Genomic DNA, 16,029 nt, shown 5'->3' with positions numbered 1-16,029 from the left:
TCCGATCTGGCGCTGCGCGCCGGCCTCGACCGTTTCCTGCTGCGCGCCGACCGCCGCGTCGCCCGGGCCCGCGCGGCGCTGGATGCGCTGCACCTGCCGGGCGGCACCGACTGGCGCTGGCGGCCGGGCTTCATGTCCGGCCAGATCTCGCCCCGCGGCGTGGCCGGGCCGGAAAGCGGCGTCACGCTGGGCGATGCGGCGGCAATCTGGCACGACTGCCCGGAACGAGCACTGATCCTCGAGCAGCTCGGCAATACCGGGGCAACCGACCTGGCGCCCTTCGGCATCCGGCTCGAGGTCTTCGGCTTTGCCGGCTCGTTCCTGTCGCTGTCGATCGACCTGCCGGTCAGCGCGCTGGCCGGCCTGACGCGCAGCCACGTGCTGCGGCTGGAGACCGGCATCCTGGCCGAACGGGCGCTGAACGTCTATGCGCGGCTGAACATCGGCCACGGCCCCAATATCGACGAGATGACGCTGCAGCTGCGCAGCTTCGAGCCGGGCCAGCCCGGCCAGCAGGTGACCGAGTTCGACCTCGCCTATACCGAGATGAACGAGAAGCGGCTGGAAAAGATCTGGCTGGACCTGATCTTCGAATCCCCCCGGACGAACGCGGTCGAGATCCGCGAGCTGTTCTTCTCGCGCCACCTGCGGGCCGAATTCTGAAGCAAGGAAACAGGATGAGCGAATTTGAATCCCTGGGTCTGAAAGGCGGCATCTGGCACGGCCTGCTGCATCGCGCCACGCCGCCCGCCCGGCTGGTCCTGGTGCATATGGGCGCGCGCGTGGGCGAGGCGCGGCTTGATCCCGAGGGCGAGGGCGTCTGGCGGGTTTCGGCCGCGATCCCGGCCGAGCGGCTCTCGGACGGAGTGCAAAGCTTCCTGCTGCTCGAGGATCAGGGCGAGGAGGGCGAGCCGCCCCGGCCCGGCGCCCTGCATCTGGGCAGCCTGACCCTGGTCGCCGGTGCGCTGCTGGACGATGACCTGCGGGCCGAGCTGGACCTGATGCGGGCCGAGCTGGAACTGCTCAAGAAAGAGCTGCGCCGGCTGGCCGCCCGGGCCGAGGCCGGCTAGGCCCCGCCGCTCAGCCGCTCAGCCGCTCAGTCGCGGGTCCAGTAGCCGTAGCCGCCCAGATCGGCAAAGCCCAGCCGCTGGTAAAGCGCCCGGGCATGGGCGTTGTCGCGCCGCACCGCCAGGGCAAGCCGGGTCGCGCCCTCGGCTGCGGCCCATTCGGCGGCCTTGCGCAGCAGCCAGCCCGCCACGCCCTGCCGGCGCAGCGCCGGCACCACCTCGATGCCGTGGATCATCGCCACCCGGCCGTCCCGCGCCACGAAGGCCGCGCCGGCGGCGCGATCCTGCACCCGGCCCAGGATGGCGGTCCTGGGCTGCGCCACGCGCTCCATCACCGCCTGCCGGCTGGCCGGGATGCCGCCCCCCGACCAGATGTCGCGCTGGATGGCCAGCGGCGGCCAGATCGCGAAAGCGGCCAGCGGCGGCGCCGGCTCGGCCGCCAGGGCCGCGCAATCGGCGGCCATGATCGCGGTCGGGGTGCCGTGGCGATAGCCCTGCGCCCGCAGCGCCTCTTGCAGCGCGGTATCGGCATCGGCGACGCGGAACATCGGCCGCTCGTCCCAGCCGCGCTGGATGGCCTCGACGCGCGGAATGTCCGCCGCCTGCCAGTCCGGTGCCAGCGCCCGGGCCGAGCTGACCCGGCCGCCGGCCCCCAGCCCGCGCCCGACGCGAAACCCGCCGGCCTCGGCATATTCGGCCGCCGGCCAGGTGGTCTCGAAGGCGCGGGCGATTTCGGGATCGGCGATCACAGCGCCAGCCTTTCGCGCAGCGCGGTCATGGCATCGGTGACGCGCTGGCCGTCCAGCCCGCGGATCACCAGGCTGGTGCCATAGCGCTGGCCGCGCTGGAACGGATAGGAGCCCAGCGACAGGTCGGGGAAATCGTCGGCCACGGCGCGCAGCTCGTCGGCCACGTCGGATTCCGGCCGCAGCACCTCCAGCGCCTCGCTGACCGAGGGGCGGCCGGTCGGCAGCTTGTCCACGATGGCCTCGACCATGGCGCGGAACACCTCGGGCACGCCGGCCATGACATAGGTGTTGCCGATATGGAAACCCGGCGCGGCGGAATGGGCGTTGGGGATCAGCGCCGCGCCCAGCGGGATGCGGGCCATGCGCAGCCGGTTGCCGGTGACCTCGACGCCGCGCGCCTCCCAGCGGGCGACCATGACGCGGCGGGCTTCCTCGTTGATCTCGATGCCCACGCCGAAGGCGGCGGCCACCGCATCGGCGGTGATGTCGTCATGCGTCGGTCCGATGCCGCCCGAGGTGAAGAGCATATCCCAGGCGCCACCCAGCGAGCGGTCCAGCGCCCGGATCGCGGCGACGATCTGGTCGTGGTCGTCGCCGACGATGCGCACCTCGCGCAGGTCGACGCCGATGCTGTTCAGCACCTGCGACAGGTAATGGGCATTGCCCTCGCGCGTGCGGCCGGAAAGGATCTCGTCCCCGATGACGAGGATGGCGGCGGTGGGATTGTCGGACTGCATCGGCGCGCTGCTCCTGGCGATCTGGCTGACTTGGGGAAATGTATAGGTCCGCGTGCAGGGCTGGAACAAGTGGCGCCTTGGGTCTATCTGTGAAGCAGGAGATCACGAGGACGACATGAACGACGCACGCCAGACCCGCGAGGGCATCCGCATCCACGAGCCGCAGGACTTCCAGGGCATGCGGGCAGCCGGGCTGGTCGCGGCGCAGATCCTGGACGAGGTCGGCCCGCTGGTGCGGCCGGGCACAGCCACCGGCGCGCTGGACGATTTCATCCGCGGCCGGGTCGAGGAACTGGGTGCCACCAGCGCCACCATCGGCTATCGCGGCTACCAGCATGCCAGCTGCATCAGCGTGAACCATGTCGTCTGCCACGGCATCCCCGGCGAGAAGCTGCTGGCCGAGGGCGACATCCTGAACATCGACGTCACGGTGATCGTGGACGGCTGGTATGGCGACAGCTCGCGCATGTATGTGGCGGGCAAGCCCAGCGTCAAGGCGCGCCGACTGATCCAGGTCACCCATGATAGCCTGATGAAGGGCATCGAGGCCGTGCGTCCCGGCGCCACCTTCGGCGACATCGGCTGGGCGATCCAGAGCTATGTGGAGCAGAACCGCATGTCGGTGGTGCGCGACTTCTGCGGCCACGGCTTGGGCCGCACCTTCCACGCGCCGCCGAACGTGCTGCATTTCGGCCGCCCCGGCAAGGGCCCGGTGCTGGAGGAGGGCATGTTCTTCACCATCGAGCCGATGGTGAACCTGGGCCGGCCCGAGACCAAGATCCTTGCCGACGACTGGACGGCCGTCACCCGCGACAAGTCGCTTTCGGCCCAGTTCGAGCATTCGATCGGCGTCACCGCCGACGGCTGCGAGATCTTCACGCCTTCGCCCAAGGGCCTGTTCTTCCCCGAGCTGGGCTGAGCTCCCGGCCCCGGCTTCTTCGTTCCGGAAATACCCATGCGACTGCGCAACCGTCGCTGTCGCATGGGTATTTGTGAAACGGAAAAACCCAGGCCGGCGCGCCGGGGCCGGTCCGGCGCCGGTTTCACCGCTTGGGGAAGACCCGTGCAACGCCGCCCGCCGGCCCGGCGTCAATGCTTGCGGATGGTCTCGCCCGGCATGATAGTCGGGGCCAGGGCGATGATGCCGCTCTCGGGGCGCGGCTCCTTGCCGGCGACGATGCGGGCCGCGCGCCGGCCGATGTCGATGCGCCGCGCGTCGGTGGTGGTCAGCCGCATCGGCAGCCCGTCCAGCAGCTCGACGCCGTTGAAGCCGGCAAGCCCCAGCCGGCCGGGAATGTCATAGCCCTTCTCCATGCACCACAGAAGGCCGCCGGCGCCGATCATGTCGTTGGAGAAATACAAGAAATCCAGGTCCGGCTCGCGCGTCAGGATGCGCTCGGTCAGCTCGCGGCCCTTGTGCAGCGACGATCCGCCCTGGTAATATTCCCGCGCCGCCAGCTGCAGCCCATGCTCGCCCAGCCGCTCCTCGAAGCCGGCGAGCCGCTTGCGGGCGCGATGGTCCTCGGGCATGTGCGTGCCGATGAAGCCGATGCGGCGATAGCCGGCGGCAAGGATCTCGTCGGCCATCTCGGCCCCGGCGCGGCGGTGCGAGATGCCGACGGCGGTGTCGATCGGCTCGCCGTCCACATCCATGATCTCGACCACCGGCAGGCCGGCATTGTCCAGCATGGCTCGGGCGGCGCGGCTGTGCTCGAGCCCGGCCAGGATCACCCCCGAGGGCCGCCAGCTGAGCATGTCGTAAAGCACCGCATCCTCGCGCGAGGGAGAATAGTTCGTCACCCCCACCACCGGCTGCAGCCCGGTATCGTCGAGCTCGGCCGAGATCCCGCCCAGCACGTCCGGAAACACCATGTTCGAGAGCGAGGGGATGACCACGGCGACCAGGTTCACGCGCTGGCTGGCCAGCCCGCCGGCGATCTTGTTCGGGACATAGCCCAGGGTGCGGGCGGCGGTCAGCACCTTTTCGCGGGTGGCGGCCGAGACATCGCCGCGATTGCGCAGCACGCGGCTGACCGTCATCTCCGAGACGCCCGAGGCTTCGGACACATCGCGCAGGGTCAGGGGACGGCGGGGTCTTTTCATATTCATCGCAACTACCGGGACGCAATCATGTTACCGTTATCGTGTCCCGCCGGTCGCGGCAAGCTTGCCATTTCTGCGAACTGCGGGCAAAAGGGGCGCGGCGGCCCCGTGGCTCAACTGGATAGAGCAGCCCCCTCCTAAGGGGCAGGTTGCAGGTTCAAGTCCTGCCGGGGTCACCATGTCGCCATCCTGCACCGGTCCGTCCCGCCCGTCCCGGCCCTGCCTGCCGATCCGCCAGGCAAGCCCGATTTCGCCTCCCGGTGGCGTCGGTTTGCGCAGCTATCCGCCTTGCCCGGTCCGCGGGCGGCGCGGTGGCTTGATCTGGGGGCGCCAACGCGCTAGCCAGCGGGGGCAGGCGATTGCCACCGCCGAGCAGCCAGGCCCGGCCAAGGCCCCGCCACGCCATGATCGCGCATCCGGGCGCCGGACCGTGCGGTTCCCGGGAAAGCCGTCTCGACAGGATCAGGACATGCTGGACGTCGCCGGAAGAGCTTGCAGGATCCTTGCCCAGGAAGGGGTTTCCGGGGCTCTCAACCGGATCAGGTATCGCCGCGACGGGCTGCTGATGCAGGGACGGCGGGCCGGCTCGGGGCAGGGCTTCGTCCTGCTGGGCCAGGGGCGGCTGATGGCCGGCTTCCGCCGCGAGCTGGCCCGCCTGGGGCTGCTGGGGCAGGTCTCGCGGCCCGGGGCGACGCGCAAGATCTTCTTCAACCCGCACCCGGCCGAGTTCCACGATCCCAGGCTGGCGGCGGCAGTGCTGGACGACGGCTATTTCGCCGCCCTGCATCCGGACGACGAGGAGGCGCTGGCCGGGCTGCGCTCGGGTTGCCCGCTGATCGTCACCTCGGTGGCCGGGCTGCAGCGGGTGCAGGCTCTGGGCGCGGCGCTGCGCGACGTCACGCTGATCCAGGCCGGGGCGCGCCGGCCCGAGCTGCGGCTGGCGGTCGGGCGCTGGCTGGTCTATGCCGACGCGCTGGCGCCGGGGGATTACCTGGCCGACCTGCTGGCGCTGACGCCGCCGATCCGCACCCGCGACCGCATCTGCATCAGCCTGCCGGAATATACCGGCCGGCGGGCGCTTTTCGAAAGCGCCAACCCCTCGGGCTTCCGGCTGTTCAACGGCATCCGGCTGCTGCCGGCCTGGAAGGGCTGCGCCTGGAGCTACAAGGCCATTGCCGCCAAGGCGCTGCAATCCGGCGCCCGGCGGCTGACCATCTGCGAGGACGACGCCTTCTTCGCTGCGGATTTCTCGACCTGTTTCAAGGCCATCAACCGCTACCTGGACCGCAGCCGCTGGGACGTGTTCAACGGCGTGATGACCCGGATCGAGGGCGAGCCGGACATCCGCCTGCGCAAGCGCCTGGGCCGGAACCACATCATCCACACCCCGCACATGATGGGCATGGTGTTCAACGTCTACAACCGCACGGCGCTGGAATGGATGGCGGACTGGAACCCCGAAGCCGGCGGGACCGAGACCAACACCATCGACGAATGGATGAACGCCATGCCGGGGCTGAAGGTGGTTTCGGCGGTGCCCTTCATCGCCGGCCATCGCGAGGATGCGCATTCGACGATCTTCGGCTTCAAGAACATCCGCTACAGCGGCATGATCCGCGCCACCGAGCGCGAGATCCTGTCGCGGATCGAGCCGGCCTGAGGGCGCGGGGGCCCCGGCCGGTCGGGCGGCGGATCATTCCGCCGCCAGAAGCGCCTCGCCCAGCAGATGCCGGCGCAGCGCCAGCGCCACCTCGGGGAGCTGCGCCAGGCGGTGCAGTTCGGCAGGTCGGATCGGTTCGCGCCTTTCGGGCAGCTGCGACAGGTCGCGGTCGTAAAGCGCACAGCCCATCGCCTGCTCCAGCGCCCGGGTCTCGGGCTCCAGCGAATCCATCAGCGCCTGCGCCTCGGCCCGGGTCAGGAAATGCGCGCTGCCCTTGCCGTGCCGGAGCAGCGCCCGCTGCGCCGCCCGGATCTCGGCCGAGGGTCCGGCGCTGCGAGCCATGTCGGTCAGCAGCGAATGCAGATACAGCGCCTCGCGGCTTTGCGAGGAATTGGCCATCTTCAGCCGCCGGGTCAGCCCGCCGGTCAGGCCGAGCGCGGCGAAGAAGTCGTCCACCACGTCGCCCTTGTGCAGCAGCGCCCTGTCGAAGCGCCGGATCAGCACGTTCTCGCGCCCGAAGATCTCGACATAATGCAGCAGGGTGCGGGCGAAGTTGACCTTGCCGCCGGCGACGATCCTTTTCAGGATGTCCTCCTGTCGGGACAGGGTGAAGGTGCCGCCGGCCTTGACATATTCGTTGGTCAGGCTGTGGACGAACTGGTCGGGGCGCCGCACATAGGCCAGCACCGTCACTCGCTGGCCCAGGCCGCGCAGGAAATCGGCCAGCCGCGCGATCTCCTCGGGCTCGGTCAGCTGCGAGGACAGGTGCTCGGCCGAGAAGACGATCTTGCGCACCGACTCGAAGGGCAGGGCCCCCTCATAGGCGTAGTCCTGGAAGCTGGCCCGGGCCTGCCAGCGCGAATTGTCCCGCCAGCGCCGGCGCTGCGGGGTCTGGGCGGCCAGCACCAGCCCGACGCTGTTGCCCGAGGAGCCCGGCGCGCTGGAGGCGAAATGGCAGTCGAAATGCACGCCGATCCGGGCGAGGCCGGCGCTGTTGGCCTGCAGCGTCTGCTGGATCGAGGTGGTTCCGGTCTTTTCCAGCCCGATATGCACCACCACCTCGCGGCCGGCGGGGGCGGCGGATTTCCTGAATCTGGCGAACTGTCCCAGCATGGTCTTACCTTCCCGGCAGAAGATGGTTCTTTTCGGCGATTTCCAGGACGCCGTTCCTGATCTTCTGGCGCGACAGGGCGTGCAGCGCGCCCCCGGTCCGTTGCGCCAGGGCCACCGCGACGCCGGCGCTGGCGCCGAGCGTCATCCAGATCGGCTCCATGCGGATCGAGCCGAAGGCGACGTGGCTGGCCGAGACGGCATTGACCACCAGCAGGTTGCGCGCCTCTTCGCGCCGGGGCAGGATCAGCTCCATCGGCAGCTGGAACTTCAGGATCTTCTTCGAGAAGAACTGCCCCTCGCGCACCGGGCGGGTGCCCTTGGCGTTGACATACCAGCGCGCCGGCTTGCAATCGAGGTGATAGGCCCCCTGGCCGAGCGAGCTTTCCTCGCCGACGGCCTCGTCCATCAGGTCGTGCACGGTGACGACCCTTTCGCCCGAGAGCCTGCGCCCCTCGCGGACGTAAAGCGCGGGCGGGAAGCCGTCGCGATATTCGTCCAGCGGATACCAGTATCGGCGCATGATGGCCTGGATCTCGGGCGGGACGGCGGGGTCGGTGCGCAGGAACCAGATCACCCCCTGGGTATAGTCCCGGAACTCCTGCAGGATGCGTTCCCGTCCGGCGGCCGAGGCGGCGATCCAGCCCTGCGACAGCAGCGGGTTGTTGGTCGGGATCAGGTTGCCCGAGTTCAGGTCCACCTTCTGGTTGGGCAACTGGGCGATATGCAGATAGCCGTTGCGGATCGAATCGTTGCGCGCCGTGTTCACCAGGCCCGAGCCGGTCCGGTCGACGCGGATCAGCCGCCGGAACAGCTCGTAATTGGTCGGGTCGTAGTTTTCCGGCGGCGCCAGCTCGCGCATGTTGTCCGGATCCCTGGTCAGCGTCACCCGGAAGCAATAGGCCTGCACCCGCCAGTCGCCGGCACCTTCCTGCAGCGGCTCATAGGGCTCCAGCCAGGGCAGCGGCTTGCCGTCGCGGAACGGGTCGATGGGCGCGACAAGCCCGCCATACATCAGCCCGGGCTTGCCGACGCCGCCGCGCTCCTCGCCGTAGCAGTCGCGGGATTCGCGGCCGACGACATGCGAGATCTGCGCCAGGGGCATCAGGTCGCCCTCATAGGTGCCATCCACCCACCAGTTGGCGGAAATGCGCTGGCCGGTGCTGGTTTCCGCCTCGACCACCCGACCGCCGAGCTTGCGCAGCCGCTCCAGCCGGCAATCCGTCAGCACCCGCACCCCGGCCTTGCGCAGCAGGTCGTGGAAGATCTCGCCGCAGACCTTCGGCTCGTGCCGGATGGTCATGATTTGCTGGCCGTAACGGGCGCTGCAGCGGGAAAAGAACTCGCGCACCAACCCCTTGATCAGGCTGGGCACCGGCGCGTCCGTGGCGTTCAGCCCCGAGGTCAGGAGCCCGCCGACATGGCCGGTCGGTTCGATCAGCACCACCGACAGGTCCGAGCGCGCCGCGGCGATCGCCGCCATGATCCCGGCCGGGCTGGCGCCGTAGACGCAGAGATCGGCGGCGATCTGCCGCTGGACCCGCGACGAGACCGTGGCCGGGCGGCGGGTCTCGGCGGCGTCGGCGCTGTCGGGCGTGATGGGTTCGACGGAGGCCGTCGCCCCGGCGGACTTCGATGGTCGCTGGCCCCGCAGGATATTGCGAATGTTCATGTCTTCTCTTCGTTCCGCCGGTTCGGAATCGTTCCGGCCGTGTCGCGCGGCTGCGCCTGTTTCGGTATGGACCCGCGGCCTGCGGCCGGTCCGGCTCAACCCCTGATCAGCACGCCGAAGCGCTTGTTCACGATGCAGACGAAATCGTGCAGCTCCATGCGCATCATGCAGCGGAAGCCCTCGCGCGAGGATTCCGAGTAATAGAGGTCATCGACGATGATGATGGATTGCGGCGCCATCCAGCCGATCAGCGACTTGAAGGCGCGCAGCATGCTGTCCCGGTCGTGCATGGCGTCGATGAAGGCCAGGTCGATGGCCGCCGTCCCGGCCAGGTGGCCGGGAAAGCAGGCGAAATCGCCCTGCACCACGCGCGAGCCGGGATCGACCAGGTTGACCGAAGCCTGGGCGATCCGCGCATAGTCGGAAATCTCGAAGGACAGCAGCGTGCCGCCCTCGGCCCTGCGGGCGGCGGCGGCCAGATACATCGAGGAGATGCCGAAGCCCGCGCCGTTCTCGACCAGCAGTTTCGCGTCGATGCTGCGCGCGAGGTTGTAGAGCACCGCGCCATAGGCCGGCGAGACCGAAAGCAGGTCGGCCGTCACTTGGCCCTCGGCGCCGGCGCCGGCATGGTGCCGGCCGGCATAGCTTTCATGCAGCGGCTGCGGCGCGTAGCTGCGCAGGGCGATGCGGCGGCGGCCGATCTCGGCCAGGTCGGCCGGTTCGATCGGCGCCTCCAGCACCTTGCGGAACCGCGCCCGGTTCCAGTGCGGCGAGGATTCGCGCAGATAGGTGACCGTGAAGCGGCCGCCTTCCGTCGGCCCCTCGGTCTGGCCGTTTTCCTCGGGGGCGGGGTCCGCGTCGGCGGGCTGGGTCATGTCGGGCCTTTGTTCCGCTGCCTGGCGCCAGTCGTCATGCATCGGCGCGCAAGCCTTCCATCCATTCCTGCGCCGCCTGCCGGATGGCGGGCGCCGCGGCGAAGGGCGCCGCATCCAGCAGCGCCGCAATGTCTATCGGCCTGCGGGCGCCGAGGAAGCGGTCCGGCGCGATGCTGTCCTCGTCGAGGCGCAGCAGTTCGGACAGGTCCACCGCCTCCGGCGCCTTCTCGTGGCCGATGGACTGATAGTAGTCGTCGAACTTGATGCCGTCACCGTGGATCTGCGTGCTGGAGCCGGTCACCGTAGCCAGGCAGGCGGGAATGCCATAGGCCTGCGCGATGATTACCCCGTGCAGCGAGGAGGAGATGATGCGCTCGCAATCCAGCATCTCGTCCAGGAAGGCCTCGATCTCGTCATAGCCGAGGCGGCGGATGCCGATGCGCTTGATGCCGGGATCGACCGGCGTCGCCATCTCCTCGTGGGTGAAATGCAGGATCAGCCCGGTCCTGCAGCGCGGCGGCGCCTTGCGCGGATAGAGGATCGGCAGCAGCCAGGCCGGGTCGCCATAGACCTCGGGGCAGCTGCCGCCATTGGCCAGCACCAGATCGCGGGTCAAGGGGCCGCGCACGGCGTGGTAATGCGCCCCGGCTGCCAGCTTGTCGCCCGAGTTCGGCGTGCCGCTGCCCCAGACATGGCTGCCGTCGCGGGCATATTTGATCACCGAGCCGATGGCGCAGAGGCCGACGCCGCGCCCCTCCCATTGCGGCGGGATGCCGGTCGCCTTCTCGACGATATAGGGGTTGACGATGTCGCCCAGGTTGCCCGGATAGGGCTGTTCCCACCAGAACAGCTTGACGCGCTGCTCGGCCGCGATGCCGCGTTCCTCGGCCCGCCGGTCCAGCGAGGCGCGGAACAGGCGGCTGCGCGAGAAGCTGATCACCGCCTCGTTGCCGGTGGCGACGACCTTGTCGAAAAGCGCGTCGGCCTGCGCCCAGTCCTTTTTCTCGATCGCCTGCAGCAGCTGGAAGCGCAGCGCATAGGGATGCAGGTGCTCGTTGTCGCGATAGCGCTTCAGGTTGCCGGCCAGCACCGCCGGATCGGGGAACTTGGCCGAGATTTCCAGCAGCCGGTGATAGCTGGCGTAATCCTCGGGGTCGCGGGCCAGAAGCGCGTGGTAATAGTCGCAGACCAGGCTGCGCCGGCCGGCGCGGGCGGCGTCCGAGATCAGGTCCAGGATCACCGCCTTCTGGCTTTCCGGGCGCAGGATGTCGGGCGTGTGCTGCAGCACCTTGCCCTTGAATTCCTTCACGTTGCCGCTGTCGCCATGCAGGAAATAGGCGCCGGGATTCTCCGGGTCCTGCGGGCGGGCGATGTCGTTGGGGGACAGCACCAGCAGCCGCGGGCGGGCGGTGGTGCGGCGGAACGCCTCTTCCAGGATGTAGTCGTCGGTGAAGTCGCCTTCGGTATCCCGCTCGACGCGCTTGCATTCGTAAAGCAGTTCCAGCGTCTCGCGCGTGTAGTTCAGGATCAGGTAGCCCGGATGGAAGCGGCGGGCGTAGAGCGAGAAGTTCTCCTGCGGCAGGAAGCGGAAGCCGCGCATGAACACCGCGATGTCATAGGCGCGGCTGGCCAGGTTGTCGACGTTGCGCAGCAGGCGCGTGTCCACGTCCACCCACATGATGGTGCTGCGATGCTTGAGCAGCATCTTGCGGTAGAAGCGGACCTTGGCGCGGCAGATCTCGCTCCAGCTGGTGCCCTCGGGGAAGCTGATCGGCTGGATGTCGTGCAGCATGCCCAGCTCGTCGCAGCGGGCGCGCAGCTCGTTGGCCTTTTCCTCGTAATAGCCGCCTTCGGTATAGAAGCTGACGATGGTGATGCGTTGCCGGGGAACCTGGCGCCGGCGCCGCAGGCGGCGCAGCACGAATTCGGGCAGGACCATCTTGGCCAGGGTGACGGGGAGCGGGGCCGGGGTGGCGCGAAAGAGATTGGTATGGATGTTCGTGTCGGTCATGCTGCAGCTCTCTCAAGAGGCTTGACCGCCGCGGAATGCACGGCCGGTCGGGGGAGGCGGGGCGGTCGGAACGGGAAACTCGTTGCACAACAGCGCCGGATCGCTCCGGCCGGGGCCCGCCGCGCCCGGGGGAGGGCGGCGCGGAAAGCCCCTGGGGTCCGGCCGTCGTGGCCGGGTCGAAACGGGGCCGGACCGCGCGGGCCCGGCCGGCGGGTCACCTCTGCGCCAGGTCGCGATGCCATTTCGTCAGCAGCGCCAGGCCGGCGCCGAACAGCACCGCGGCCAGCAGCGCGACATAGAGCGGCTCGACATAGCCGGCCCGGTAGGTGGAATAGAAACCCGAGCGGCTGGTGCCGACGATGTGGATCAGAGGGTTGAACCAGAGATAGTCCCGGAACGGCATCGGGATGCTCTCGAACGAGATGAAGATGCAGGACAGCAGAAACAGCGGCCGGGTGATGATCGCCCAGATGTTCGCCCAGACCGGGAAGCGCCGCATCAGGAAGCAGTTCATGCAGCCGACGCCCAGGCCCAGGCCGGCCGCCATCAGGAAGGCCAGCACCACCTTGGGCAGGTCCAGGATCAGCTCGATATTGTCATAATAGATGATCCCGGTCACCACGATGACGAAGACCAGCGCGTGGATCATGCAGGCCAGCACGAAGCGGGCGATGATCGCATCGACGAAGGTCACGCCGGGATAGAACAGCAGCTGCTTCGAGAAGGACAGCGATTGCGCGATCTTGCGGCTGATGTCGAGGAACATCATGAAGGGCAGCAGCCCCGAGGCATAGAACAGCGCAAAGCTGGAGCCGATCGGCGGCACCCGCACCGCCAGCGAGAAGATGATCGTCAGCAGCGCGATGCCGCCCACCGGCTCGAGCACGGTCCAGATGAAGCCCCCCGGCGACTTGCCGTAGGATGTGGACATCTCGCGGAAGATCAGCGCCCCGATGGTCCGCAGGGCGGGCATGCGGCGCAGCGGGTGGGTCTGGGGCAGCAGGGCTTGCATCATCGGCTAGTCCTCGTCCTCTTCGTCGCCGTTGGTGCCCATGTTCGACTCGTGCATGCGGATGGCTTCCTCGACATCGTCGAAAAAGGTCAGCTGGCCCTGGTGCAGCACCGCGGCCGCGTCGCAGACCTTGCGGATCAGCCCCATGGAATGCGAGACCATGATGGCGCCGCTGGTCTTCAACCGGTTGCGGAAATAGGTCTGGCTCTTGTTGCGGAAATTGCCGTCCCCGACCGAGGTCACCTCGTCCACCAGATAGGTGTCGAAATGGATGCCCATCGAGACGCCGAAGGCCAGGCGCGAGCGCATCCCCGAGGAATAATGCCCGAAGGGCAGGTACAGGTGATGCCCCAGGTCCGAGAAATGCGCGACGAAGGCCAGCAACTGCTCGGGATCGACATTGTAGACCCGGGCGATGAAGCGGGTGTTCTGCGCCCCGGTCAGCTCGGGGTGGAAGCTGCCGGCGAAGCCTACCGGCCAGGATACCGTGCCGGTGGTGACCACCCGGCCGCGATCGGGGCGCACCACCCCGGCGATCATGCGCAGCAGCGTGGACTTGCCGGCGCCGTTATGGCCCAGCAGCCCGACGCTGCGGCCGGTGGGGAAGGTCACGTTCAGGTCGCGCGCGACCACGGTGGTGCGCCCGCTGACCGTGAAGCTCTTGGACAGGTTCTCCAGCCGGATCATCAGTGGCGGTCACGGTTGCTGTAGCCGATCAGCACCAGGCTGAGCCAGCCGATGAAGATGAAGGTGACGGCCAGGACGGTGATCATCAGCCGCCGCGGCCGGGTCGCGGTCTCGGACAGGGTCGGCTGCACGAAGGTCGCCAGGTAGCGGCTGTCCTGCTCGGCCTTCGAGCGCGCCGCCTCGACCCCCGACAGCGCCAGGCTGTAGCTTTTCTCGGCCAGTTCCAGGTCCAGCTGCAGCTTGGTATACCTGTCCAGGATCTTGCTGAAGCTGGCATCGCCCGGCGCGGTGCCGACATAGTTCTGCCGTTCCTGCTCGATGCGGCGCTTGAGCACGTCCACGCGCAGCTCGGCCTGGGTCAGCCGCACATCGGCGGTGCCCTGCTTGCGCAGCGTCTCGACCTGCAGCATCGCCTCGGTCAGTTCCTGCGACAGGCCGGTGACGACGCTGGCATTGATGCTCAGCACCGATTGCGGGTCGATCAGCTTGGACTGGTCGCGGAACTGCGCCAGCGCCACCCGGGCCTCGGCCAGCCGTTCTTCGGTTTGGGCCAGGTCGCGCTGCGCATAACGCAGCGAATTCTCGCGCGCCTCGTCCGAGATGGCGTTGACCAGGCGGCCGGCGGCCTTGTGGATGCCCTGGGCGATCAGGTTGGCATCCTCGGCGGTGAAGGCGCGCACCTCGATCTCGATCATGCCGGTGGCGGAATCGACGCTGATCGTCACCATGCGCCGCCAGTAGTCCACCAGCTCCTCGAGGCTGGCGCCGTCATGCAGCGCAAAGACCGGGTCCATGCGCGGCTTGGTATAGATGGCGCGCAGATCGATCTCGCGGTCGAGCTGGGCGACGAAATTCGGGCTGCGCAGGTGCTTGTAGACGATCTGCGCATCGGTGGTGGTGTTGCCGACCGAGGACAGGCCGATCCCGGCCAGCAGCCCCAGGCTGGGGCTTTCCTCGTCCCGGACCACGAAGGAGACTTCGGAGACATACTGGTCATGCGCGATCAGGAACATGTAGCTGGCGACCAGCAGCGCCGGCAGCATGAACACCAGCATGAAGCTGCCCAGCACCAGGCTGTGGATGCGGGTCCAGCCGGCGGGGCCGACCGGCGGCAGTACGCGCGGATTGGTGGCCGGCTTGCGTTCCTTGACGGCGGGCTTGCCTTCCGGGGTTTCAAGATCCTTCACGAAGTCCACCGATCATCTGTTTCATGGCGCCGGGCGCGACCCGGTCATAGGCGGCGACGGCCTCGGCCAGGGCGGATTCGACCGCGTCCATGGCCGGGGCGGGAATGCGGTCATGCTCGACCAGCGCCGTCAGGTCGCGGTGGCGCAGGTCCGGGCCGATGGCCTGCGGCAGCCGCTCGGGCAGGCCGACGCCGGCGGCATAGTCGCGGTATTTCATCTGGTCGCCGCTGACCGCGTCCTCGAAGCCCTCGAAGGTGATCAGCCCGACCGGAATGCCGTAGGCTTGGCAGGTGATATAGACATGCATGGCGCTGGTCAGCACGGCGTCGTAGCGCAGCAGCGTGCCGATCAGCGCCTCGATCTCCGTCCGGCGCGAGACCAGCACCGAATGCTCGTCCATATGCTCGGGCAGCCGCAGCGATATCCGGCGATGCGCGAAATGCCGGACCAGCGCCAGGCGGCCGTTGGTCCGCTTGGGCAGCGTCAGCGGGATCAGCCGCGGCAGGATCGCCGCAGGGTCGCCGAAGCGCTCGATGCGGGGTCCGCCGGCCTCGGCCACCAGCCGGGCCGAATAGGGCCCGCGCAGCGAGACATAGGTGGCGTCCGGCGCGATCTCGGTATCGGCGCGGCTGAAGCCGGTGCCGACCAGGATCGAGCTTTTCCGGGCGAAGCGCCCGATCGAGCCCACCGCCATCAGATGCGGCCCGGGCCTGATCTGGTCATGGCGCTGGAAGCGCACCGGCCGGCCCGTCACCTGCTGCAGGATCAAGGGCGACAGCCAGTCGCCATAATTGCCGGGATAGGGCTTGTCCCACCACAGCAGCGGCAGCGCCTCGCCGGTCCCGGCCTCGGCATGGTCCAGCAGCGCCCGCGCCGCGCCGATCACCGCGCGGTCGGCATGGTTCAGCAGCCGGCGCGAGGCGATCTCCTCGATGCGGGCCTGCACCGCCTCGGCCCGGCCCTGGCGGGCGTCGTGGATCAGGTTGTAGATGCTGCGCTGCGAGATCCCGCGCGCGGCCGGCAGCGTGGGCGAGAGATATTCGGTCAGCCCGATCCCGTCCGACAGCCGCCGCAGCGGGACGGCGAGGCGCTGCGGCAGGGCGTCCTGCACCCGGCGCGCGGCGTGCAGCGCCACCGAGCGGGCGCCGGCCGCGCCGCG

Annotated in this window: 15 protein-coding genes and 1 tRNA gene; 5 read left to right on the top strand and 11 right to left on the bottom strand. The window is 68.8% G+C overall.

Annotation, left to right across the window (positions count from 1 at the left end; translation table 11 throughout):
* On the top strand, positions 1-663 hold a 663-nt coding region (locus I9P22_RS18535; RefSeq protein ID WP_199261018.1), incomplete at its 5' end, for a DUF6478 family protein.
* 14 nt (positions 664-677) lie between these two features.
* A complete protein-coding gene (locus tag I9P22_RS18530; protein WP_199261016.1) occupies positions 678-1,070 on the top strand; it encodes a hypothetical protein in 393 nt (130 codons plus the stop codon).
* A 26-nt stretch (positions 1,071-1,096) separates the two neighbouring features.
* Here I9P22_RS18530 and I9P22_RS24970 read toward each other — a convergent pair whose 3' ends face one another.
* The gene (locus I9P22_RS24970) at positions 1,097-1,816 is read right to left on the bottom strand and encodes a GNAT family N-acetyltransferase (protein WP_199261014.1); all 720 of its coding nucleotides are present in this window, start codon (positions 1,814-1,816) and stop codon (positions 1,097-1,099) included.
* Positions 1,813-2,553 (bottom strand): competence/damage-inducible protein A, encoded by a 741-nt coding sequence (locus I9P22_RS18520; RefSeq protein WP_199261012.1) that lies wholly within the window; start codon positions 2,551-2,553, stop codon positions 1,813-1,815. The genes I9P22_RS24970 and I9P22_RS18520 overlap by 4 nt, the downstream gene beginning before the upstream one ends.
* A 115-nt stretch (positions 2,554-2,668) precedes the next feature.
* Here I9P22_RS18520 and map point away from each other — a divergent pair, with 115 nt between their 5' ends.
* Positions 2,669-3,472, top strand: a complete 804-nt coding sequence (map, locus tag I9P22_RS18515; protein ID WP_199261010.1) for a type I methionyl aminopeptidase — start codon at positions 2,669-2,671, stop codon at positions 3,470-3,472.
* A gap of 170 nt (positions 3,473-3,642) precedes the next feature.
* Here the strand turns inward: map and I9P22_RS18510 are convergent, their stop codons facing one another.
* Complete coding sequence (locus I9P22_RS18510) at positions 3,643-4,662, bottom strand: LacI family DNA-binding transcriptional regulator (protein WP_199261008.1); 1,020 nt, start codon at positions 4,660-4,662, stop codon at positions 3,643-3,645.
* A 96-nt stretch (positions 4,663-4,758) separates the two neighbouring features.
* Here I9P22_RS18510 and I9P22_RS18505 point away from each other — a divergent pair.
* Both I9P22_RS18505 and I9P22_RS18500 read left to right on the top strand, forming a co-directional pair.
* Positions 4,759-4,835, top strand: a tRNA-Arg gene (locus tag I9P22_RS18505).
* Positions 4,836-5,125: 290 nt separating this feature from the next.
* Positions 5,126-6,316 carry a glycosyltransferase family 25 protein gene (locus I9P22_RS18500; protein ID WP_199261006.1) on the top strand — a complete coding sequence of 397 codons (1,191 nt, stop codon included), beginning with the start codon at positions 5,126-5,128 and terminating at the stop codon, positions 6,314-6,316.
* 33 nt (positions 6,317-6,349) lie between these two features.
* On the opposite strand, the gene I9P22_RS18495 is transcribed toward I9P22_RS18500, so the two are convergent.
* The 8 genes from I9P22_RS18495 to I9P22_RS18460 form a co-directional block, all read right to left on the bottom strand.
* Positions 6,350-7,429, bottom strand: a complete 1,080-nt coding sequence (locus tag I9P22_RS18495) for a hypothetical protein (RefSeq protein WP_199261004.1) — start codon at positions 7,427-7,429, stop codon at positions 6,350-6,352.
* Between the two features lie 4 nt (positions 7,430-7,433).
* On the bottom strand, positions 7,434-9,098 hold the full coding sequence (locus I9P22_RS18490; RefSeq protein WP_199261002.1) for an FAD-dependent oxidoreductase: 1,665 nt from the start codon (positions 9,096-9,098) through the stop codon (positions 7,434-7,436).
* A 95-nt stretch (positions 9,099-9,193) separates the two neighbouring features.
* Positions 9,194-9,973: a class I SAM-dependent methyltransferase gene (locus I9P22_RS18485; RefSeq protein WP_199260999.1), complete on the bottom strand. Its 780-nt coding sequence runs from the start codon at positions 9,971-9,973 to the stop codon at positions 9,194-9,196.
* A 34-nt stretch (positions 9,974-10,007) separates the two neighbouring features.
* Positions 10,008-11,984 (bottom strand): polysaccharide pyruvyl transferase family protein, encoded by a 1,977-nt coding sequence (locus I9P22_RS18480; RefSeq protein ID WP_199260997.1) that lies wholly within the window; start codon positions 11,982-11,984, stop codon positions 10,008-10,010.
* Between the two features lie 214 nt (positions 11,985-12,198).
* The gene (locus I9P22_RS18475) at positions 12,199-12,999 is read right to left on the bottom strand and encodes an ABC transporter permease (RefSeq protein ID WP_233253464.1); all 801 of its coding nucleotides are present in this window, start codon (positions 12,997-12,999) and stop codon (positions 12,199-12,201) included.
* Positions 13,000-13,002: 3 nt separating this feature from the next.
* Positions 13,003-13,683 carry an ABC transporter ATP-binding protein gene (locus tag I9P22_RS18470; protein WP_199260995.1) on the bottom strand — a complete coding sequence of 227 codons (681 nt, stop codon included), beginning with the start codon at positions 13,681-13,683 and terminating at the stop codon, positions 13,003-13,005.
* The gene (locus I9P22_RS18465) at positions 13,683-14,870 is read right to left on the bottom strand and encodes a sugar transporter (protein WP_199260993.1); all 1,188 of its coding nucleotides are present in this window, start codon (positions 14,868-14,870) and stop codon (positions 13,683-13,685) included. The genes I9P22_RS18470 and I9P22_RS18465 overlap by 1 nt, the downstream gene beginning before the upstream one ends.
* Positions 14,857-16,029 (bottom strand): polysaccharide pyruvyl transferase family protein (locus I9P22_RS18460; RefSeq protein ID WP_199260991.1); only part of this gene is annotated, 1,173 nt, incomplete at its 5' end. The genes I9P22_RS18460 and I9P22_RS18465, both read right to left, overlap by 14 nt.

The sequence above is a fragment of the Paracoccus binzhouensis genome (genome assembly GCF_016446475.1).
In the GTDB taxonomy this organism is placed as follows: Bacteria; Pseudomonadota; Alphaproteobacteria; order Rhodobacterales; family Rhodobacteraceae; genus Paracoccus; species Paracoccus binzhouensis.
This window is presented reverse-complemented; position numbering and strand designations above follow the sequence as displayed.